The sequence below is a fragment of the Actinobaculum sp. oral taxon 183 str. F0552 genome (assembly GCF_000466165.1).
In the GTDB taxonomy this organism is placed as follows: domain Bacteria; phylum Actinomycetota; class Actinomycetes; order Actinomycetales; family Actinomycetaceae; genus Peptidiphaga.
The window spans coordinates 50,415-71,452 of record NZ_KE951417.1 but is presented as its reverse complement, the minus strand read 5'-3'; the positions used below and the strand labels follow the sequence as shown (position 1 = coordinate 71,452).

The window sequence follows — 21,038 nt, the reverse complement described above, 5'->3', positions numbered from 1 at the left end:
CTCACGCCGGGTGGACGTCTCGCCCGGCCGGGCGACGGCGGTGGCCGCCGCCGTCCTGTTCACCGACATGCTCCTGCACGGCCTGGCGATCCCCGTCCTGCCGCTCCTTCCCGCGGTGCTCGAACAGGGGAGCGCCGCCACGGGGATCCTCTTCGCCTCCTACGCGGTGGCGATGATCGTCTCGACCCTGTTCGCCGGCCGCATCGTCGACCGGCGGGGCCCCAAGATGCCGCTCGTGGCCGGCCTGGTCGTCCTGACCGGAGCCACGCTGCTGTTCTCGGCGGGAGGGCCGTACTGGCTTCTCCTCCTCGCGCGGTTCGCGCAGGGGATCGCCGGCGGCATGTCGTGGGTGGCGGCGCTCTCGCTCATCGCCGCCACGACCGGCTTCGAGCGGCGCGGCCAGATGATGGGCGTCGCACTGTCGACGATCTCCCTGGGCGTGCTCGTCGGCCCGCCCCTGGCCGGGTTTCTCGTCGACGCCTTCGGCGCGGCCTCACCGTTCTACGTCGCCGCCGCCGTCGCGGCCCTCGATCTGGCGGCCCTGCTCTGCCTGGTCCCGGGGTCGCCCCGGCAGACCGACGATCCCGCCGGGCCGCTGGCGGTCCTCAAGGTCCCCGGCTCCTCGGCGATCGTCGTCACCATCGCCATCGGCGCAGCGGTCCTCGCGGCCGTGCAGCCCGTCTTGCCGGGGCATCTGGGCGGGCGCGCGTCCAGCACGGCGATCGGCCTCCTGTTCGGGGTGGCCGCGCTGGCGGGCATCGTCGCCAATCCCGTCGTCGGGCGGTTCGTGGCGGGGACGTCGCCGCGCGTGCTCATCGGGGCCGGAGTCGCCATGGTGGCCGCGGCCCTGCTGGTGATCGGATGGGCCGGCAACCTCTGGCAGACGGGCGTCGGAATGGCCCTGCTCGGGCTCTCCTCCGCGCTGCTGCTCGCCCCGGCGACCACCCTCATGAGCGAGCAGGGCTTCCGGTCGCAGCCGCCCACGCTGGGAGGCTCGTTCGCCCTGTACAACCTCGCCTACGCGGCGGGCCTGGCGGTCGGGCCGCTGCTGACGGGCTTCGGCGTCCAGGAAGTCGGGTTCACCTCCGCCATGGTGATCGCCGCCGGCGTCCTCGCCGTGTTCGGCAGCCTCTCCCTGGTCTGGATGCCCCGTCCGAGTTCGGGGGAGTAGCCCGCCGCCGGCGTCGACGCCTTTCGCGCTCACCCGTTCGGCCGTCCTGGTTTTGAAAGCACTCCGATCGAAAGCGGGATTCGCCTGATCGCTGTGACAAGCGCCTTCGAAAGCAGGTCACACGGCCGGTGACGCCGCGACAGTGCGATCGCTCGGAGATCCGAGCGGTGCATGAAGCCTGTGGGGTCCCCTTTGAAAGAACAGGGACCCCACAGGAAATTCGGACGGATATGCGGCAGGAAAATAGGCCTGAAAAAGCCCTAGTTCGCTGCGCTTTGGAAAATTAAGGCCGGTGATGTATTCTCTATCCGGTAGCAACGGGCTGTGGCGCAGTTTGGTAGCGCACTTGACTGGGGGTCAAGGGGTCGTGGGTTCAAATCCCGCCAGCCCGACCACGGGGACGCATATCCAAATTCTAGGTTTGTCTCCTAAGCGGGAAATTATGTTCGAAAACAACGACTCCTTTAGTAGAGGAGTTTGTTTTGCATGGCGTCATCTTGAAGGATCCAAAGCTGTAAAATCATTTTTAAATAATTTAGGAGCAAAGGATCTGTGAATTAACCATGAAATTTCGATCATTCAAATCTTATTACACGTCAAATAATGTATCAGTACGCAAACAGTTCATACATACGTTACAATATTTTAATTGTTTTAATTATCGTCTATTAGTTTTATTCATATTAGGAATATTATCATCAATTCTTGCTGTTATGGTACCGCTTGTATTTGCTTCTATTGTAGATTCAACTGCCGATTTATTAAGAAAAAATGCCACATTACAATATATACTTAGCTGGAATGGCATAATTAAATATATTTTAGCTTTTTCAGTTTCAATGTTTATCAGTGATATATTTAGAATATTATATGGTAAACAAACAATTAATTTAACAAATAAGATAATAATTAAAGCTAAAACAGCATTATGTAATTCTATTATTCCTATAAATGAAAATAATGTTAATGAAAGAAGTCAAGTTGCATATATAATCACTTCAGATTGTCAAAATTTGAGTGATTTATATAGTACGCCTCTTACTACTGTAATTTCTGACTTAATTGATACTTTTTGCATGTGCATTGTTATTTATTTCATTAGTTGGGAAGCGCTCTTATTCCTTTTGCTTCCAATGTTTCCCATCTTTTTTATAGCTAAAAAGGCGGGCGAAAAACAAAGACAGTTAGCTACTTCAATTCGTAATGAGGAAACAAATTTATCTCGTCATGCAGATGATGCTGTTACAAATTGGGTAACTGTAAGACTTTTTAATGGTATTAAAAAAGAAAATAGGAAAACTACAAACTATATAACGGCAATCAATCACTATATGTCACAGGCAAACTTTAATTTAGCTAAATTAATGTTAAATGTTAGTATTTTACGTATATTAGCAATATCCACCGCCTTATGCTTTATTACTTTTTTAACGGCCTTAGGGAAAATACAACTTGGATTCATAGCCACTTTAATGCTCTACTTATCTAAATTTTATTCTCCAGCTGTAAATCTGTCTAAAGCATACCAAAATGTGCAAAAAGGTGCAGTTTCAGCAAGTAATATAATTCAATATTTAAATAGAACTGAAAAAGAAGAAAAATACTATAATATAAATTATATATCAAGAAAATATATTAAAAAACAAATTAAGCAAGCGAAAGAATTGTCATGGAAAAATCTGAAAATTACTATGCCGAATAAACGAATTTTAACCTTGCCTGATGTGAACGTAAAGAAAAACGGATTGATACTAATTGAAGGAAAGAGTGGGTCAGGAAAATCTACCTTCCTCCGTTCTTTGTTAGGAATCGGTTATTTACCATCGTCAGGTAGTTTTATGTGGAATGGAGAAAATTTAAATGATTTAAATATTATAGATAGATTCAATATCTTTTCTTATGCTGGCCAAGAGAATTCTATATTCAATGGTTCTATTATGGAATCTATAACATATCCGCATGCGATTGATGGAAATATAGGTGTAAGAGCGCGAGCGAATCTTTACAGAGTTTCGCTTTCATATTTGGAAAATCGTGTTATGTCTTCAACTAATCAGACTTTATCATTCGGAGAGGGACGCAGAATAGTTTTAGCTAGAGCTTTGACACGAATCGCTCCTGTACTTATAACTGATGAAGTCACTTCAAATTTGGATCCTTCTTCTAAAATGATCATCGAAAATATTTTACTAGAAGAGAGTTTAAAACGCATAGTATTAGTTGCAGCACATGGAGCTAGTAAATTGCTAGTCGAAAATGCTTACTTGATCATTCGGTTTAGCTAATAATTTATACTAAATTTATTTGATGGAGTACATCGTCTCCGCGAAAGCGGACGACTCGGAAGGGCGGTCGGCGCTCCTCATCGGGCGTACTCTGATCGCCGAGGCAAGGCGCCACTGGCCGGATTCACCATGACGGCTCCGACGGGGCACGGTTGCACGATCGAAGGCGTCCCGCGAGTTCAGGCTGTGGATCGCCCCGCCCGACGGGCGCGTCGTCCACGGCGTCGAGCGCAGAGGCCGCCTGCTGTGTTGCAAAATGACCGCCTCCCGATTGGTCGGATCGACTCCGCTTCCTCCTGCCGGCGGGCTGTCCCCGCTCCGTGCGCGGTCCGGCGGGATGCGTGTATGGAGCTCACGCCGGGCATCACGCCCGAACAGGTCCTGGAGCCGGGGCGGCGGAAGGAGGGCAGGGACGTTCGAAACTGCGTCGAAACGCTGCAGTCGAGAAGGTTCGCCCTAACCGGCAGGCGGCCGGAACCCCGAATCCGCGAATCGAGCCCGGACGGCGTATCATTGAGTCGGTTTACGCCGAACTCACGGACAAGGGGAGATCTGATGTGACGACGCCGTGACTGTCAGCCAAGAATACCGCCGCTCACCTCGGCATCGCATGAGATTGCCGACGGCGGACTCCTCCCGAATAGCCGCTGGCACGCCCGCCTCACGGCAGACGTCGGCGGCCCGCCGTATTCTCTTCCACTGCCCTCAGCGATATCGGGCAAGTGGGAACAACAGTTTCACGGAGTATCATGAGGACGATGCTCACCGCAACATCCAGAGGTCTAGGACATGCCCATCATCGATAATGTCAACGAACTCCTCGGAGACGATCTGAAAGCCGCGATCACGCCGGGTTCGAAGGTGCGAATCGCGGCGTCGACGTTTTCGATTTTCGCCTTCGAAGCATTGCGCGAAGAGCTGGAACAGATATCCGAGCTGAAGTTCATCTTCACTTCGCCGTCGTTCGTTACAGACAAAGTGACGGACAAGCTGCGCAAGGAGCGCCGCGAATTCTTCATTCCGCCGGGGCACGCCGAATCCAGCCTGTACGGATCGGAATTCGAGATCAGACTGCGCAATAAGCTGACTCAACGCGCGATTGCCCGTGAGTGCGCAGACTGGGTGCGACGCAAAGTATCTTTCGGATCCAACGCCACCGGAAGTCAGATGCAACAATTTGCGGTTATCAACGATCGTATTGCGTATACTCAACTACAGGGTTTCACAACAGCGGATCTCGGCTATGAGCAGGGAAACTCCATATCGAGCTTTGTGAATCGCATCAACGATAGTTCAGATGCAAAACAGTATATGCAACTATTCGATAGTATCTGGAATAATCCCAACCAACGTCAAGACGTCACTGAGGCGGTATACGAACACATCGCCGCAGTATACACGGAGAATTCTCCGGCGCGTATTTATTTTCTCATCCTGTACAACTTGTTCGCTAACTTCCTCGATGACATAAGCGAAGACGTTCTACCCAACGATCGCACCGGATACCAGGATACGAAAGTTTGGAAAAGCCTGTATAATTTCCAGTATGACGCCGCCATGGGAATCATCAATAAATTGGAGACCTACAACGGTTGCATTTTAGCGGACAGCGTTGGTTTGGGAAAGACATTCACTGCATTGGCCGTCATCAAGTACTATGAATTGCGGAATAAATCGGTGTTGGTCCTCTGCCCGAAGAAACTCGCCGAAAATTGGACGAATTACAATGCGAATCTGACGACCAATATTTTCGCCGAAGACCGTTTCAACTACGATGTTCTCGCGCATACCGATCTGTCGCGGAAGAAGGGCATGTCCCTGGGGATACCGTTGGATCGCATCAATTGGGGCAACTACGACCTCCTGGTGATCGACGAATCGCATAATTTCCGCAATGCGGATTACTCCGAAGGCAGGGAAACGCGCTACCAGAGGCTCATGCGCAAAGTCATCCGGGAAGGCGTGAAGACCAAGGTGCTGATGCTCTCCGCGACCCCGGTGAACAATCGGTTCAACGATCTGAAGAATCAACTGCAACTCGCCTACGAGGGAGAATCCGAGAATCTTGCCAGAAAGCTGCACATCTCCACGACGGTGGAGAAGGTGTTCGCCGACGCACAGCGAGTGTTCAACGAGTGGTCAGAGCTCGATCCGGAGTACCGCACGACTGACCGCATCCTTCAGATGCTCGACTTCGATTTCTTCGAACTGCTCGATTCGGTCACCATCGCCCGCTCCCGCAAACACATCCAGGCGTTCTACGACACCACTGAAATCGGCGCGTTCCCCGAGAGGCTCGCACCCCTCTCGATCCGCGAGCCCCTCACGGACTTGCCGAATGTGCCGGATTTCAACGAGATCTTCGAGCAGCTTCAGGCGCTTACCTTGGCCGTCTACACTCCGCTGGCCTATGTGTTCCCGAATAGGCGAAGCAAGTACGAGGATCTCTACGCCGTCACCGCGGGCAACAGCCGCTCGAATCTCGGCCAGGCCGGGCGAGAGGAGGGGTTGAAGAAACTGATGACGGTCAACCTCCTCAAGCGGCTGGAAAGCTCCGTTGACGCCTTCCGGCTCACGCTTTCCAAGATCGAAGCATCCGTTACGAGAGCCCTCAGCCACATCAGCTGGGGCGCAGTCGGACCCGACGATGTGAAACCGGATTTGTCCGAACTCGACTTGGACGAAGAGGATGTGAATATCGAGGTGTTCACTCTGGGCGAGAAGATAAGAATCGATCTGGAGGATATCGACATCCAATCGTGGCAGCGGGACCTGTGGAATGACCGCGAAACCCTCTCCGAGCTTTTGGATGAGATGCGGAAGATCACCCCTGACCACGATGCCAAACTTCAAAAGCTCCGCCGCCTCATTCAGGGCAAAATCCGGTTTCCCGTCAATCCCGGAAACCGCAAAGTCCTGGTGTTCTCCGCCTTCGCCGACACCGCCGAGTACCTCTACCGCGAACTCTCGCCGGCCTTCGAAGCCATCGGATTGACGACGGCGCTCGTCACCGGCGGCGGCAGCGGCGCTAAAACCACACTCGGCACCGGTTACGACGTCCAAGAGGTCCTGACTCTGTTTTCGCCTCGATCGAAGCAGCGCCATCTGATCATGCCCGGAAAAACCGACGAAATAGACATACTCTTCGGCACTGACGTCATCAGCGAAGGCCAGAATCTCCAGGACTGCGATTACATGGTGAATTACGATATCCATTGGAACCCTGTGCGCATCATCCAACGATTCGGCCGCATCGATCGCATAGGTTCCACGAACAAGCAGATTCAAATGGTCAATTTCTGGCCTGACATTTCCTTGGACGAATACATCAACCTCAAGGAACGAGTCGAGAATCGAATGGCCGTGGCCAATCTCGTGGCCACAGGCGATGACAACATCCTCAAACCGGACGATGACGACACCGATTTCCGCAAGGAGCAGCTTCGCAAACTCCAAGACGAGGTCATCGAGCTCGAAGACGTGCGCACCGGCGTGTCCATCACCGACCTCGGTCTCAACGATTTCCGAATGGATCTGCTCGCCTATGTCAAGGAGTACGGCGATCTCGCCGCCGCGCCCAAGGGCCTGCACGCGGTCATACCGGCGGATTCGGGAAAAGGCCTCGTGCCCGGGGTGATCTTCGCGCTGCGAAACGTGAATGCGGACGAGAACATCAATCGCGGCAACCGACTCCACCCCTACTACCTCGTCTACTTGGACGACGCCGGAAACGTGGTCGCCGATCACACGGAGGCCAAGAGGCAACTCGACCTCATCCGCTCCGGCTGCCGTCCCTACGACGAGCCTATCGGGGAGGTCGTCCGCATTTTCAACAGGGCCACCCGCGACGGGGTTCGGATGGACGCGTACTCCGAGCTGCTCACCGGCGCGATCCACTCGATGATCGACGTCACGGAGAAACGCGATGTCGACAGCCTGTTCACGCCAGGGCACACGACGGCGCTGACCCAGACCATCGCGGGCCTCGACGATTTCGAGCTGATCGCCTTCATCGCCGTCGTAGACCTCGAGGGAGCGAGAGCCAGTGGCTGATCTGCTGTACCTTTGGCCCGCCGCAGCGGAATTCGGCAGCCGTGTGCCCGAAGGGAAGTTCTTCGATCACCCTGCCTTCACCCCCGCCGTGCGAGAGAAGTTCGCCTCGGAGGTGCAATGCGTCACCTGGCGTTACAAGCTGGCCGAAGCCACCATCGATCTTCAGGGAACCGCCGACGTCCCCGAAGTGCAGGTCCTTCGAATCGACGCCAGAGACGCCGATGTCTCCAAGCAGGTGCTGACGGCGATCGACAAGGCGATCCCCTTTCCCATCGTCTTCGAAATCGCTCGCAGCCCGGGGGAGAGGAGGGAAGTGCGGATGGCCGCCGCCCACAAGCGGTTCGAGGCGCGCACCGCGAAGATCAGCCGGTATTTCACAACCGGCTGGCAGCCCGACGACGCTCCGCGACGGCCCCTCCCGGAGGCCGCCACGCTGCCTTGCCTTTACGCTGCGATCTTGGAATCGCTGGCGCAGGTGAAGATCCGCCCGGGCGAGGACGTATCGGAAATCACCGCAAGGTTGAAACAGGCCGGCAGGCTCGAGCGAGAGATCGCGATGCTTGAACGCAAAGCCGGTAGAGAGAGGCAATTCAATCGCAAAGTGGAGCTGTATCGCACGATCAGAGCGAAACGCGAGGAATTGGCCGAATTCATCGGCGAGAACGCGAATGCGGAGGTCCGCCGAAGCTACGCATGACATCGCCCTGACCTTCTCCCTCGCCGGAGGACGCCTTACGGTCCTTTGCAGGCTGAATCCTCACAGGTCCGCGATGCGAGTTGTGCTCCGACCTTCGGAGGAAGGATACTAAAACCTTGTAATATCGGGGTATGAGTGATGGAGGGGGCATGGCGGCGAGCACGCCCAATGCGACGCCTTTCAAGGGCAACCCGCGAACCGCTTTCGCGCTGTCGCTGGCGCTGGGGCTCGGCATCGGGTTCACCCTGGCCCAGTGCCAGCAGCCCGGCAGGCAGGATTCCTCTCCCGAGGTCACGCGCCCGACTCCTGAACCTTCCGCCACATCCGCACCTGCGTCACCGTCGCCGACGCCGCAGCCCGCTCCGGCCTCGCCGTCCCCGGCGCCGCAGACGAGCGCTCCGGCCCCCGCTCCCACGCAGACTCCGTCCGCCAGGCCGAAGCACGCGGCCGCCACTCCGAGCCGGAGGGCCACGCCCGCTCCGTCGCCCTCGGCCGGGGCGCAGGCGACGCCCCAGCCGCAGCAGCCCAAGCCTCAGCCGGCTCCGCCCCAGGCGGCCCCTCCGGCGAATCCCGGCAATAATCCGGGCAGCGCGGCCCAACCGCACAAGCCCCAGAACCCCGGGGTGGAGGAGCCCGGCGACGACGACGATGACGATGACGGCGGGGACGATTCGCAGTGGCAGCCGCCGAGAGTCGACTGGCCCCGCTGGCGGAACTGGCATCGCCACGGCCGCTGGGACGGCGGAGGCGGCTGGTACAGGCCGCGGTGGCACTGGCCCGAAGGAAGCTGGGGCGGCCGCGGAGGCAACTGGGGAGGCATGGGATGAAGCCCGCCGTCCCCGCCGAGGCGCACCGCGCCGGCGGCTCTCACTAGCGCCTACCACACCGGCGATTCCGGAATCAACCCGCGTGCGGGATCGAGGCCCCGGCGCGGATCGGGAATCGGCCCGGAGCGAATCGCGTGATGACATCGCGACCTACGGGGTTGTAAAATCGTTATCTAAAGCATCGGGCGCACAAAAGGAGGCACACGCGAATGGCTGAGCAGGTCAACCCACAGGATGCCGATCCCCGGTCGACGTCTCTCTTCGCCGCGACGGCGGCCGGAACCGATTCGGCCCCGAGACGCCGGGGTCTCAAGCCTGAGGAACAGGACGCCATCGACTCCCTGCCGCAGGGATCGGCCCTGCTCATAGCCCTCTCGGGGCCCAATTCGGGCGCGCGGTTCCTGCTCAACGAGGACCGCACGAACGCGGGCCGCCATCAGCGCTCGGACATCTTCCTCGACGACGCCACGGTTTCGCGCAAGCACGCGCAGTTCATCCGCGAGGGCAGAACCTTCTTCGTCCGGGACTCCGGTTCGCTCAACGGCACGTACGTCAACCGGGAGCGGATCGACTCCCACGTTCTTGAGACCGGCGACGAAGTCCAGATCGGCAAGTTCCGGCTGACCTTCTACGGGGCACACGCCTAGGGAGCGCACTCTGCATGACGACTACTACCGCCGCCCGCAGAGCGGTTCCGGCCCCCCGCGCGGTGCCGGAGGGGTCGTGGCCGCATGACGTCTCCCACGACCCTTGCCTGAAGATCGGCGAGGTCCGCTCGATCCTGGCCGAGGAGTTCCCCCTTCTGACGCTGTCGAAGATCCGGCATTATGAGTCGATCGAGCTCATCCACCCGCACCGCACCACGTCGAACCAGCGGCTTTTCTCACACGCCGACGCCGAGCGGCTGCGGTTCATCCTCCGCGAGCAGCGCGACCGCTACCTTCCGCTGGAGCAGATCCGCGAGCTGCTCCGCCAGCTGGACGCGGGCGAGCAACCCGAGGGGACGCACCCGGGCAGGATGCGCGTCATCGACGAGTCGACCCCCCGGCCGCAGCCGGGCACGCGCCTGAAACTGGCGGAGGTGTCGGGCCTGACCGGAGTGCCGGTGGCCGACATCGAATCCATGGTCGCGGCGGGCATACTCTCCACCGACGCACGCGGTAGACTGACCTCTCAGGCACCCGACATCGTTCGGTTCGCCTCGATGCTCACGGCGGCCGGCTTCGACCTCCGTCAGGTTCGCAGCATCCGCACGTCGGCTCACGCCCACGCGGTGCTCGTCTCGAACTCTCTGGCGGGCGAGCGGGCGCGCAGGTCGTCGGCGGCGGGGGAGAGGGCCATCGCTACGGCCACCGAGAATTCGGCGGTCATCGCGCAGCTGTACCGGGCCCTCCTCACCGAGAACATCGAGGTCGAGCTCCGGTAGGTGACCCACTCCTCAACTTCAAGTTGAGGTTTAGACACGCCGGATCGAGACGCCGGGGAGATCCTGCTATATCGTTGATCCTGTCGAAGGGCCCGTCCGACGAAAGTAGGAGAAAGATGGAGGTCGCAATGGCTCAGAATGCCGTCAAACAGCGCGCGCAGCAGATGCTGTTCGGCGACCCGCTGCCGGATCTCGACGTCGAGACCGGGTACCGTGGGCCCATCGCCTGCCGCGCGGCGGGCATCACGTACCGGCAGCTCGACTACTGGGATCGCACCGGTCTCATCTCGCCGACCGTCCGCACGGCCCACGGCTCGGGCAGCCAGCGCCTCTACTCCTTCCGCGACATCCTCGTGCTCAAGATCGTCAAGCGGCTCCTCGACACGGGCGTCTCGCTCCAGCAGATCCGCCTGGCGGTCAAGCAGCTGGAGACCCACGGGGTCGAAGACCTCGCCCAGATCACCCTCATGTCCGACGGCGCTTCCGTCTACGAGTGCACTTCCGACGACGAAGTGATCGACCTCGTCAAGGGCGGCCAGGGCGTCTTCGGCATCGCCGTCGGCCGCGTGTGGCGCGAAGTCGAGGGGACGCTCGGCCAGCTCCCCACCGAGCGAGCCGAGGGGGAGGAGCGCGCCGGCGTCGAGGACGAGCTCGCCAAGCGCCGGGCCGCCAAGCGCACCGCCACCATGTGAGGGCCCGCCCTCCCGCGGCGCCCATCGCCGGGGCCGCCCCGTGACGCGCCGTCGATTCCCGGCATCGGCCGTTCAGACCAGCTGAGCACGCTTGCCTGCCGGGCGGCGGGCCGGGCGCGGAGTCAGCCGCTCTCCGTATGCCGGCCTCTTCCCTCGTGCGGCCGCGGCCCTGCAATCGCCTCGCGAGGCTGCCGGTCATTCCCCCGTGAGCTTGGACTTCCATGCCGTGCGCGCGGGGTTGGCCTCGGCCAGGAGGATGCCGAGGCGGTCGCCGGCGATGTCCACGACCTCCGAGAGGGCGACGAGCTCCTCCTGCTCGGGCGTGTGGCACAGGCGCCGCCCGCAGTTCTCGATGATCCGCTCGGGGGTGTCGACGGGGCTGAGGTAGGCGACGAGGGGCCAGCCGAACTTCTCCCGGTAGTCCGCGCTCAACCGGTCCAGCCGTTCGAGCTGGCGGGGCGTGGCCGAGTCGAGGGCGAGCGAGCCGATGTCCTTGGAGATGCGCTGCGCGGTCGGCTCGTCCGCCCGCAGGAGCTCGGCGATGTCGGGGTAGTCGGAGAGCAGGGCCAAGCGTTGTTCGCGCGTCCCGGAGAAGACCGCCGCCTGGAAGGCGCCCCTCAGGCGGGAGGCGTCGGCGAAGGGGCGCTGGGCCCAGGCCCGCCTGAGGGGCCACGTCTGCGTGTTGACCAGGCCGCGGAAAGCCGAGACGAAGGCATCCTCGTCCATGCCGTTGACCTCGTCGGCCGTCAGGCTGCGGCCCCCGGCGTCGGCGGCCATCCGCGAACCGGTCTGGCGGCCGACGTGGAAGAAGAGGACGTTCAAGAGGATCGCCGCGATGGCGCCGGTGGTCATGCCCGAGCCGAAGAGGATCCGCGCCCACTCGGGGAAGGCCTTCGCCAGGTCCGGTTTGAACGTCACGAGCATCGCCAGGCCGAGCGACGCGGCCACGATGATCGCGTTGCGGTTGTCGCGCATGTCGGCCCGGGCGATGGTCTGAAGGCCCACCCACGAGACCGTCGCGAACATGACGAGCGAGGCGCCGCCGAGAACCGGGGGAGGGATCGTGGCGACGACGGCACCGGCCTTCGGCAGCGTCCCGAGCGCGACCATGACCGCGCCGGCGCCCGTCGCCACCCAGCGGGACCTGACGCGGGTGATCCCGACCAGCCCGACGTTCTGGGCGAAGCACGTGTACGGGAAGGAGTTCATGACCCCGCCAAGGAGGGTCGAGGCTCCGTCGGCCCTGATGGCCGCGGCGACGTCCCGCCCGTCGATGCGCCTGCCGACGATCTCGCCGGTGGCGAAGACGTCTCCGGTCGTCTCGACCATCGTGATGAGCATGACGACGATCATCGACGCGCAGCCCAGGAGCGTGAACCGGGGAGCGCCGAAGTGCAGGGGAGTGGTCACGTCGAAGGCGGCGGCGCCGTGGAAGGCGTCGACCTTCTCAGCCGAGAGGCCGCCAGCGGCCAGAGCGGCGAGCGTGCCTCCGACGAGGCCGACGAGCACGGCGATCGTGGCCAGGAACCCCGTGAAAAGCCGCTGGATGAGCACGATGGCCGCGAGCGTGCCGAACGCCAGGCCCAGGTCGGCGGCGGCGGGCCGTCCCGCGGCGTGGCCCACGAAGTCGTCGGCGGAGATCGCCAGGAGGCTCGTGCCCATGACGAGCAGGACCGTCCCGGTGACCACGGGCGGGAAGAAGCGCAGGAGCCGCGCGAAGTAGGGGGCGGCCAGGAAGGTGAACAGCCCCGAGACGATGACGGCCCCGTAGACCGCCGGAAGCGAGGATTCCGGCTCGCCGGTCCGCGCGGCCGCGCCGATCGCGATGATGGGGGCGACCGCCGTGGTCGTCACCCCCTGGATGATGGGCAGGCGCACGCCGATGAAGCGCGTCAGCCCGGCCGACTGGAGGATCGTGGCGATGCCGCAGGTGAGCAGGTCTGCGTTGACGAGGTGGATCGTCGTGGCGGTGCTCAGCCCGAGGCCCTGGGCGATGAGCAGCGGGACGATGACGGCTCCCGCGTAGAAGGCCAGAACGTGCTGGACGGACAGGATCGCGAGCTTCGGAGCGGACGGAACCTGATCGACGGGATGGCGTGCCACCCCGACAGAATCTCAAAGACCCGGCGCGCGGCGGCAGCCCGTCCGGTCCGTGAGACGCCGTGGGCTCATTCGCCCCGACCGAGCCCGCGGGCGCCGAGGGAGCGGGCGGTGGCGTAGCCGGTGTCGAGGTCGCGTATCGAGACCTCGACGATCCCGTGGGCGTCCACGGTGTAGTTCTCCTCGATGAGCGCTCCTTCGGCGGTCCGGCGCACGTCCACGCCGTCCAGGTCCACGCCCGCGCCCCGCAGGGCCGGGTCGAAGGGGAAGGAGACCTGCCCGCAGGGCACGACGGTTCCGCGCGGCACGCCGTCCTCGGTGCGCGTGTACTCGACGAAGCGGTAGCGCCCGAGGTTGTGGGCGGCCCGGTACCTGCGCGTCAGGGAGACGGCCTTGCCGGGGGAGACCCGCAGCTCGGGGGAGAGGAGAGGGTCGAAGGTCACGAGGGTGCCCGACTCGCCCTCGCGGAAGACGCCGACCCCCCGGGAGAGCTGGTCGGCCAGGGAGTAGCCGGCCTCTGGGTCGGCGGCCAGCGCCAGCCCGATGGCCGTGGACCCGGCCGTGTAGGGGGAGCGGTGGACGCGCCGCCCGTAGCGGTTGCGCAGCATGCGGGCCACGATCGGCAGTTCGGACCCGCCGCCCACGACGTAGAGTCCCGCCACGTCGTGGGCGATCGTCGCCCGGCCGTCCCTGCCGTGCTCCATGAGGGCCTCCAGGGTGTCGAAGGTCGACTCGACGAGCGGGGCGACGGCCTCGTAGAAGCGGCGGACGGGCACGGCGATGGCCGTCCCGTCCACCTCCAGGGTGGCGAACCGGGACTGGGGGTACAGAGACTCCTTGGCGACGCGGGCGGCGTCAAGCAGGCGCTGCCAGCCGACCCGCCCGAGCCCCTCGCGGGACGTGCCGCCGATCTGCGCCGCGCATCCGGCGAGCACGGCGTCGAAGTCGTCCCCGCCCAGGCGGTTGTTGCCGTGGGAGGCGAGAACTTCGTGGCTCTTGCCGTCCACGGCGACGAGGGAGGCGTCGAAGGTACCGCCGCCCAGGTCGTAGACGAGGACGCGCGTCCGGCGGGAGTTGAGGGTCTTGGCGTGGCGGTGCGTGTACTCGAAGCCGGCGGCCGAAGGCTCGTTGAGCATCGCCGTCACGGCGTATCCGGCCCTGCGGAAGGCCTCCAGAGTCAGGAAGCGCTGCGCCGAGTGGGCGTGGGCGGGCACCCCGACGACGGCCTCCAGCGCCTCGCCCTTGCCGGGGCGCGAGGCGAGCACGGACCCGCCGACGTAGGCGAGGTATTCGGTGACCAGGTCGATGAGGGGCATCTCGCGGTCGCCGATGCGCACGGTGCTCCTGACGGTCACGTCGGGGTCGGCCAGGGACCGCTTGAACGAGCGGATGTGGGGGGCACCGGAGAGGGCCAAACGCGACGCTTCGAAACCGAAGACCAGTTCGCCGCCGTCGAGCGCAGCAATCGACGGCAGATACTCGTGAGCGTCATCATCCTGGTCGGTGAAGGCGAACAGCGGATAGTTCCCACGATCCACCACGGCCACCGTCGTACGCGTCGTCCCAAAGTCCACACCCAGTCTCATGCCTCATAGGCTAGCGCGCTTTCGGGCGGAAGTGGTTGAAGGTGTCGAATGACGAATGGGGAGCGATACAACAGGAGGGCGAAGGACCGCCGGCGAAGGCGGGCTGGATGCGGGGAAGCGGGCGGCCTGGATTCGGGAAGCGCGAATTGACATAATGTGCATTATCGGAATAATCCGGAAGGGGCTGGGCGTTCCGGCGGCGAACGCACGACTCGGCGGTGCGCGGTTCGCCGGCTGACCGTCGAGCTGCGGGCCGGCCGGCGAATAGAATGGTCGGGAACGGACGAAAGGAACCACCCATGGCAGAGCGCTCGTTGCGCGGCATGAAGATCGGCGCGAATTCACTGGAGACCGACGAAGGCGTGGCCTTCGTCGAGCGCAAGCGGGTCGTCTACGAGTGCCCGAACGGCCACCAGTTCGGCGTGGCGATGGCCGTCGAGGCCGAGCCTCCCTCGACGTGGGAATGCCGCTGCGGCGCCGAAGGCGAACTGCGCAACATTCCGGCACCGGACGACAAGAAGCCCCTCAAACCGCAGCGCACGCATTGGGACATGCTCCTGGAGCGCCGTTCGGAGGCCGAGCTCCGGGTGCTCCTCGAAGAGCGGCTCGCGCTCCTCCGCTCCGGCCAGCTGCGCATGCGCCGCCATTCCTCGTGACGGCGCCGATGGCGCGGCCACGAGGCGGGCGACTCCGCCCGGCAGCGGCGGCGCCCATGCCTCCCTCCCACGTTTTGACATAACGTAAGCGGGTCGGATTCGCCGCATCGGCCCGCGGCCTCCCGACCTGCGGTCTGTCTCGATCGCGGCCTCGCACACCATTCGCACGGCGTGCGCGCCCCAGGGACCTCAGGACGGACGCCGGCGGAGCCTGTTGGCCGCCGACCGCCCCAGGGCGGCGACCTGCCTGGCGCGGCGCTTGACGCCCATCTTTGTGGCCCTGGAGAAGGACTCCGCGAAGATGCTCGCCGACAGCTTGGACTCCCCCACCTCCCGCTGGGCGAAGTTGATCGGCATTTCGATGATCGAACCGCCTAGCTGGTGGACTTTGTCGGTCATGTCGGTCTGGAAGAAGTACCCCGAGGACTCCACCGACGTGAAGTCGATCCTGCGCAGGAAGCCGGTGCGGTACACCCGGTAGCCGGCGGTGACGTCGGACGCGGGGATTCCCAGCCACGCCTTGATGTAGAAGTTTCCGGCGCGCGAGAGGATCTCGCGGGACTTGGGCCAGCCGACCATCTCTCCCCCGCGCACGTAGCGCGAGCCGATGATCAGATCCGGATAGTCGCTCATGCCCGCGCGTTCGAGCAGAAGCGGAAGCTCCTCCGGCCGGTGCGAGCCGTCGGCGTCCATCTGGACGACGTGCGTGTAGTCGCGTCCCATCGCCCAGTCGAAAGCCGCCAGGTAGGCCTTGCCAAGCCCTTCCTTGCCCGCCCGGTGCAGGACGTGGACGGTGCCGTCGTCTGCGGCGATCCGGTCGGCCAGGTCGCCCGTCCCGTCCGGCGAGTCGTCGTCGACGACGAGGATGTCCGCGTCCGGAACGGACGTGCGGACCCTGGACACGATCGGTTCGAGGGCTTGAACCTCGTTGTAAGTCGGAATGACGACGAGAACCTTCATCGGCCACCTTTCTCCCTGCGCTTGCCGTTTCCTCCCGGGCGGTTGAGACCCTGTGCCAATGCTAGCCCGCCGAGGGCCGCGCCAGCGAGATAGAAGGCGGCGGTGGCGTACCCGTGCACCCGGGTCGCGGGCGTCGTCCCGGATCGCAGGGCCACGCGGGCCAGGCGCGCCTCGGGCCTCCACGGCTCGGTCATGTGGTGGACCCTTCCGTCCGGTTCGGCGACGCCCGAGACGCCGACCGTCGAGACTTGGATGGCGGTCCTGCCCGTCTCCGCCGACAGGAAGCGGGTCATGTCGAATTGCTGGCGCGACTCCGCGGAGTGGCCGAAGGAGGCGTTGTTGGTGGGGACGGCGATGAACTGCGCCCCTTTTCGCACGGCCTCGTTGACGATGCCTTCGTATCCGATCTCGAAGCAGATCGGAACGGCCACCCGAAGGCGGCGCCCGTCGGCGTTCACGTCGAGGAGGGCCGGGCCGGAGCCTGCGCGCATGTCGAGGTAGATCTGGTCGACCGCGGACGTGAACAGGCGGAAGAACCCGCGGGCGGGCATGTACTCCCCGAAGGGGACGGGGTGCTGCTTGGTGTACCGACCGGACGGGCCGCGATCCGGCAGCCACGCGATGTAGTCGTTGTACCGATAGTCCCCCGGATAGCGCTGTGTGCCCAGAAGCAGGGGGACGCCCAGGCGTCTGGAGGCCTCCTCGACGACGGCTCCGGCATCCGGATCCGTGTGCGCGTCCAGGTCGGAGGCCGACTCGGGCCACAGCACGAGGTCGGCGCCCCTGCCCTCCAGGCGGCGGGTCGCGGCCGCGAGGTTCTCGGTGACCGTCAGCGCCCGGAGCCTGCCCGACACCTCGCTCTTGGCCGGGATGCGCCCCTGGACGAAGCCGACGGCGACCGTCCCGGTTCCGGCGGAGACCGGCGGGAGGGGAAGGAAGAGCGGCCCGAAGACGAGGCCGGCCGCGGCCAGGCAGCACGCCGACGCGCCGATCGCCGACGCTTTCCCGCCCCTGCGCGCCACGCGTACGGCCGCCTCCAAGAGGACCCCGGCGGCGACGACGGCGAAGCCCACGGCCTGGGAGGATCCGTACGGGGCCAGGCGGAGCAGGGGCCCGTCCACCTGGCCGAAGGCCAGCGTCCCCCACGGCATGCCTCCCAGCGGCCAGGCGCCGCGGAGCTGTTCGACCGCGACCCACACCGTCGCCAGCGCCGGGGCCAGAAGCAGCGGCCGGTCGCCGAACGGCTCGAGCAGCCCGCGCCAGACGAGCGCCATGGCCGCCGTGTAGAGGGCCAGAACGGCTCCCAGGCCCGCTCGGGCGACCCACGTGCCGGTGGACTCCGAGGCCCAGTCGACCAGAAGGCCGAAGAACGCCAGGCCCGCCAGGAAGCCCGTGCCGAAGGCCGCCCGAGGGCGGCGCCCCCTCAGGGCGGCGACGAGGACCGCGACGCCGACCGGAGCCAGGAACCACCATCGCAAGGGTGCGAAGGACGCGTACAGGCACAGACCGCAGACCGCGGACGCCAATGCGGGGGCGGACGCCCGCGCCGCACGCAGGAGGGATCCCGCCGCGCCGCCCGGGCGGCTCCCCGTCCCGGCAGGATGACCCGGCATCGGCCCGGGCGCGTCCGCGCACTGCGGGGCTGTCCGAAAGGACCGTTCCGGAGGCGTCTGGGAGGCGGGCATCACATCACCTCCTTCCGGCGCGTCCTCGTACGGGCCTCGCGGGCGAGCGGCCCGATCCAGGTTCCCTCCCCCGCGGCCGCCATCTGGCCGAGGAGGTCGATGAGCCGCCGGGCTGCGTTGACGAAATCCCCCGCGGACATGCGCGAGCCCCGCAGACACGCGTCGAGGCCGGCGCCGGAGCCCCATTCCGAGAAGACGTCCACGCATCGCGTGACCGGCTCGCGGGTCCGGTCCAGCCCGTGCCGCGCCTCCACGTCGCGCAGGAAGTCGGCGTCGGCGAGGGCTCGGCGCGCCAGGGCGCCGAGCCTGCCGTGCGGCAGGCCTCCCGCGAGCCGGTCGTCCCCGAGGAACATCGACGCCCACCCCGCGAACCCTGCGGCGTCGAGCTCGCCCTCCCGCAGATCCGTCAGGCACCGGTAGGCCAGGAGGTCGTTCTCGACGTGCAAGGCGCGCAAGGCGGCGGCACCCGGGCCGAGGCGGGTGGCCTCCCCCTCCCCCTGCAGGATCCCGAGATCCCGCAGCACGCCGGCCGTCGAGTCGAATTCGCGCCCGACGGAGTCCGTGCAGCCTTCGGCGAGCTCGGTCAGCTCCCGTTCGCGGGCGTCCAGCGAGAGCAGTGTCTCGGCCGCCCGCACGTGCTCCCCGATGTGCCGGCAGGAGGCGCACGGGTGGGCGAGCAGCGCGTCGTCCTCCCGGACGGCGAAGCGGGACCACGGTTCGAGGAGGTCGCGGTCGACGCCCAGTTCCGTCCGCTCCTCGACGGCCTGGGCGATCGCGTCGGCGAGGTCCTCGCGGACCGGGCGCTCGCGCAGGCTCCGGCCCTGGGGGATCGGCACCGAGGCGGCCTCGCGCAACTCGGAGCGCAGGTCCCCCTCGCGCAGCCAGGAGGCCTCGCCGTACCAGTCGAGGACGCGCAGCCGTTCACGGCCGCCCGACAGCACGAGGACGTAGTCGAGTTCGCCCTCCCGGTTGACCGCGTAGACGACTCCGTTGCGCGCCCCGGCGAAGGAGTCGGCGATCCTGGCGCGGTAGGCCCGTTTGGCCTCTTTGCGCGAGGACTTCGCGGCCCGGCCGGAGGCCGCGCGCGCCCGAACGTATTCGACGACGTCGCCCCTGTCGCATCGCAGCTCGCGGGCCTCCAGGGCGATCCTGCGGCGTATGCGGGCCAGTCTCGCCTCGATCCGGCCGAGGTCGGCGTTGCGCTGGTACTGGGCGAAGCTGCGTCCCATCATGGCCCTGGCCCGGGAGTAGGGCTGTTCGGCGAGGAGGCTGACGACGGTGTTGTAGGAGGGGAAGAAGGCCGACAGGAGCGACTCGACCTTCCCGGATCCGAGCGCGGCCAGCTCGTAGGGGTCGGTCTCGGCCGTGCCGACGACGACCGCGTGCCCGACGTCGTCTTTGCCTCGCCGTCCCGCCCGGCCGATGAGCTGCGTGTACTCGGTCGCGGTCAGGTCGGCGAACCCGTCGCCGTCCCAGCGGCGCAGGGATTCGACGACGACCGACCGCACCGGCATGTCGATGCCGAGAGCCAGGGTTCCCGTCGCGTAGACGATGCGCAGGAGGCCGTCGGACATGAGGGTCTCGGCGAGCTCCTTCAGGGCCGGGTGCATCCCTGCGTGGTGCGCGCCGTAACCGCGGAGCAGCGCCGCGGATACGGCGTGGAAGCCGATGGCCCGCAGGTCGGATTCGCCCAGGCGACCCCGGAGGTCGCGCAGGCGCCGGCGGATCGCCGCCTGCTCGTCGCGGTTCGTGAGCGTCACGTCGCCGCGCACGAGGGCGGAGACGGCCTGGTCGCAGCCTTTACGGGAGAAGATGAACTCGATCGCCGGCAGCATGTCCCGTTCCTCCAGGAGGGAGATGATCCGGCGCCGGTCCCGGTTCCCCAGTCGGGCTCGAGGGTCGCCTCCCAAGCCCTGCAGCGCCGAGACCAGGGCCTTCGACGGCTCCGAGCCCCGGCCGTGGAGTGCGACGAGCCTGCGGCCCGTGCACACGTGCTGGACGAGCGGGACGGGTCTGACCTCGCTGGTGACGACCTCGGTCCGGCCGTGGACGGAGCCCATCCATGCGGCCAGCTCGTCCACGTTGGCGATCGTGGCCGACAGGCTGACGAGCCTGACGGGCTCGGGAAGGGCGAGGACGACTTCCTCCCAGACGGGGCCGCGCTCCCTGTCGGCCAGGTAGTGGACTTCGTCGAGGACGACGCAGCCGACCTCGTCGATCTCGGGGGCGTTGGCGAACAGCATGTTCCGCACGACCTCGGTGGTCACGACGAGGACGGGGGCGTCACGGTTGACCGCGGTGTCGCCGGTGAGCAGGCCGACCGTCTCCTCCCCGTAGCGTCCGGCCAGCTCCGCGTACTTCTGGTTGGACAGGGCCTTGATCGGCGCCGTGTAGACGCAGCGGCGGCCCGCGGCCAGGGCGAGTTCGACGGCGAAGTGGGCGACGACGGTCTTGCCGGAGCCCGTCGGGGCGGCCACGAGGACGTCCCGGCCGGCCAGGAGCGCCCGGCAGGCCTCGACCTGGAAGCCGTCGAGGCGGATGCCGCGCTGGGCGTACCCGTCGGCGAAGTCCTCCAGCAGGGCGCTCATGCCAACAGCTCCAGTGCTCCGGGAAGGCATCGGACGTCCACGGGCGGCGGCCCGAGGACCTCGCCGTCGGCCATGGCGATCGGGGCGGGCGCGCCGAGGCCCGGCACGTCGCAGATCCGGATGCGCCTGCCGCGCAGGACGTGCACGTTGGGGTGGGCGACGTGCCCGCCCGAGTACAGACGCGGCAGCAGCGCGAGGATCTGGACGGTGGAGAGGTCCTTGGCCACGACGACGTCGAGCAGGCCGTCGCCGGGATCGGCCGGCGGGGCGATGTTCATCCCCCCGCCGAAGTACTTCGTGTTCGCCACCGCC

General features: G+C 64.4%; 14 protein-coding genes, 1 tRNA gene and 1 pseudogene. 10 read left to right on the top strand and 6 right to left on the bottom strand.

Features of this window, described 5'->3' with window-relative positions; translation table 11 throughout:
- Positions 1 to 10: 10 nt before the first annotated feature.
- From HMPREF0043_RS03705 to HMPREF0043_RS03670, 9 genes are all read left to right on the top strand, one after another.
- Positions 11 to 1,171, top strand: coding sequence for an MFS transporter (locus HMPREF0043_RS03705; RefSeq protein WP_021601534.1), 1,161 nt, complete (start codon positions 11 to 13; stop codon positions 1,169 to 1,171).
- A 318-nt stretch (positions 1,172 to 1,489) separates the two neighbouring features.
- A tRNA-Pro gene (locus HMPREF0043_RS03700) sits at positions 1,490 to 1,566 on the top strand.
- A gap of 168 nt (positions 1,567 to 1,734) precedes the next feature.
- Entirely contained in the window at positions 1,735 to 3,456 is a 1,722-nt protein-coding gene (locus tag HMPREF0043_RS10995) for an ATP-binding cassette domain-containing protein (protein ID WP_021601533.1), read from the top strand.
- Positions 3,457 to 4,245: 789 nt separating this feature from the next.
- Positions 4,246 to 7,509 carry a helicase-related protein gene (locus HMPREF0043_RS03695; protein ID WP_021601532.1) on the top strand — a complete coding sequence of 1,088 codons (3,264 nt, stop codon included), beginning with the start codon at positions 4,246 to 4,248 and terminating at the stop codon, positions 7,507 to 7,509.
- Positions 7,502 to 8,206, top strand: a complete 705-nt coding sequence (locus HMPREF0043_RS03690; protein ID WP_021601531.1) for a DUF4391 domain-containing protein — start codon at positions 7,502 to 7,504, stop codon at positions 8,204 to 8,206. Before HMPREF0043_RS03695 ends, HMPREF0043_RS03690 begins: the two co-directional genes overlap by 8 nt.
- A gap of 131 nt (positions 8,207 to 8,337) precedes the next feature.
- Positions 8,338 to 9,033 (top strand): hypothetical protein, encoded by a 696-nt coding sequence (locus HMPREF0043_RS03685; protein WP_156897500.1) that lies wholly within the window; start codon positions 8,338 to 8,340, stop codon positions 9,031 to 9,033.
- A gap of 209 nt (positions 9,034 to 9,242) precedes the next feature.
- Entirely contained in the window at positions 9,243 to 9,680 is a 438-nt protein-coding gene (locus tag HMPREF0043_RS03680; protein ID WP_021601529.1) for an FHA domain-containing protein, read from the top strand.
- Positions 9,681 to 9,694: 14 nt separating this feature from the next.
- Positions 9,695 to 10,459: a transcriptional regulator FtsR gene (ftsR, locus tag HMPREF0043_RS03675; protein ID WP_021601528.1), complete on the top strand. Its 765-nt coding sequence runs from the start codon at positions 9,695 to 9,697 to the stop codon at positions 10,457 to 10,459.
- 164 nt (positions 10,460 to 10,623) lie between these two features.
- Positions 10,624 to 11,151, top strand: coding sequence for a MerR family transcriptional regulator (locus HMPREF0043_RS03670; protein ID WP_198010277.1), 528 nt, complete (start codon positions 10,624 to 10,626; stop codon positions 11,149 to 11,151).
- Between the two features lie 195 nt (positions 11,152 to 11,346).
- Here the strand turns inward: HMPREF0043_RS03670 and HMPREF0043_RS03665 are convergent, their stop codons facing one another.
- Positions 11,347 to 13,254 carry a solute carrier family 23 protein gene (locus HMPREF0043_RS03665; protein ID WP_021601526.1) on the bottom strand — a complete coding sequence of 636 codons (1,908 nt, stop codon included), beginning with the start codon at positions 13,252 to 13,254 and terminating at the stop codon, positions 11,347 to 11,349.
- A 65-nt stretch (positions 13,255 to 13,319) separates the two neighbouring features.
- On the bottom strand, positions 13,320 to 14,837 hold the full coding sequence (locus HMPREF0043_RS03660; RefSeq protein ID WP_021601525.1) for an Hsp70 family protein: 1,518 nt from the start codon (positions 14,835 to 14,837) through the stop codon (positions 13,320 to 13,322).
- Between the two features lie 299 nt (positions 14,838 to 15,136).
- Between HMPREF0043_RS03660 and HMPREF0043_RS03655 the strand changes: the two genes are divergently transcribed.
- Positions 15,137 to 15,493: an RNA polymerase-binding protein RbpA gene (locus tag HMPREF0043_RS03655; RefSeq protein WP_021601523.1), complete on the top strand. Its 357-nt coding sequence runs from the start codon at positions 15,137 to 15,139 to the stop codon at positions 15,491 to 15,493.
- 189 nt (positions 15,494 to 15,682) lie between these two features.
- Here the strand turns inward: HMPREF0043_RS03655 and HMPREF0043_RS03650 are convergent, their stop codons facing one another.
- The 4 genes and pseudogenes from HMPREF0043_RS03650 to HMPREF0043_RS11435 all read right to left on the bottom strand — a co-directional run.
- The gene (locus HMPREF0043_RS03650) at positions 15,683 to 16,453 is read right to left on the bottom strand and encodes a polyprenol monophosphomannose synthase (protein ID WP_021601522.1); all 771 of its coding nucleotides are present in this window, start codon (positions 16,451 to 16,453) and stop codon (positions 15,683 to 15,685) included.
- Positions 16,450 to 18,066: an apolipoprotein N-acyltransferase gene (lnt, locus tag HMPREF0043_RS03645; protein WP_198010275.1), complete on the bottom strand. Its 1,617-nt coding sequence runs from the start codon at positions 18,064 to 18,066 to the stop codon at positions 16,450 to 16,452. Before lnt ends, HMPREF0043_RS03650 begins: the two co-directional genes overlap by 4 nt.
- Positions 18,067 to 18,137: 71 nt before the next feature.
- A complete protein-coding gene (locus tag HMPREF0043_RS03640; protein WP_021601520.1) occupies positions 18,138 to 20,726 on the bottom strand; it encodes a DEAD/DEAH box helicase in 2,589 nt (862 codons plus the stop codon).
- A pseudogene (locus HMPREF0043_RS11435) lies at positions 20,723 to 21,038 on the bottom strand (diacylglycerol/lipid kinase family protein); the annotation flags it as partial. The pseudogene HMPREF0043_RS11435 and the gene HMPREF0043_RS03640, both read right to left, overlap by 4 nt.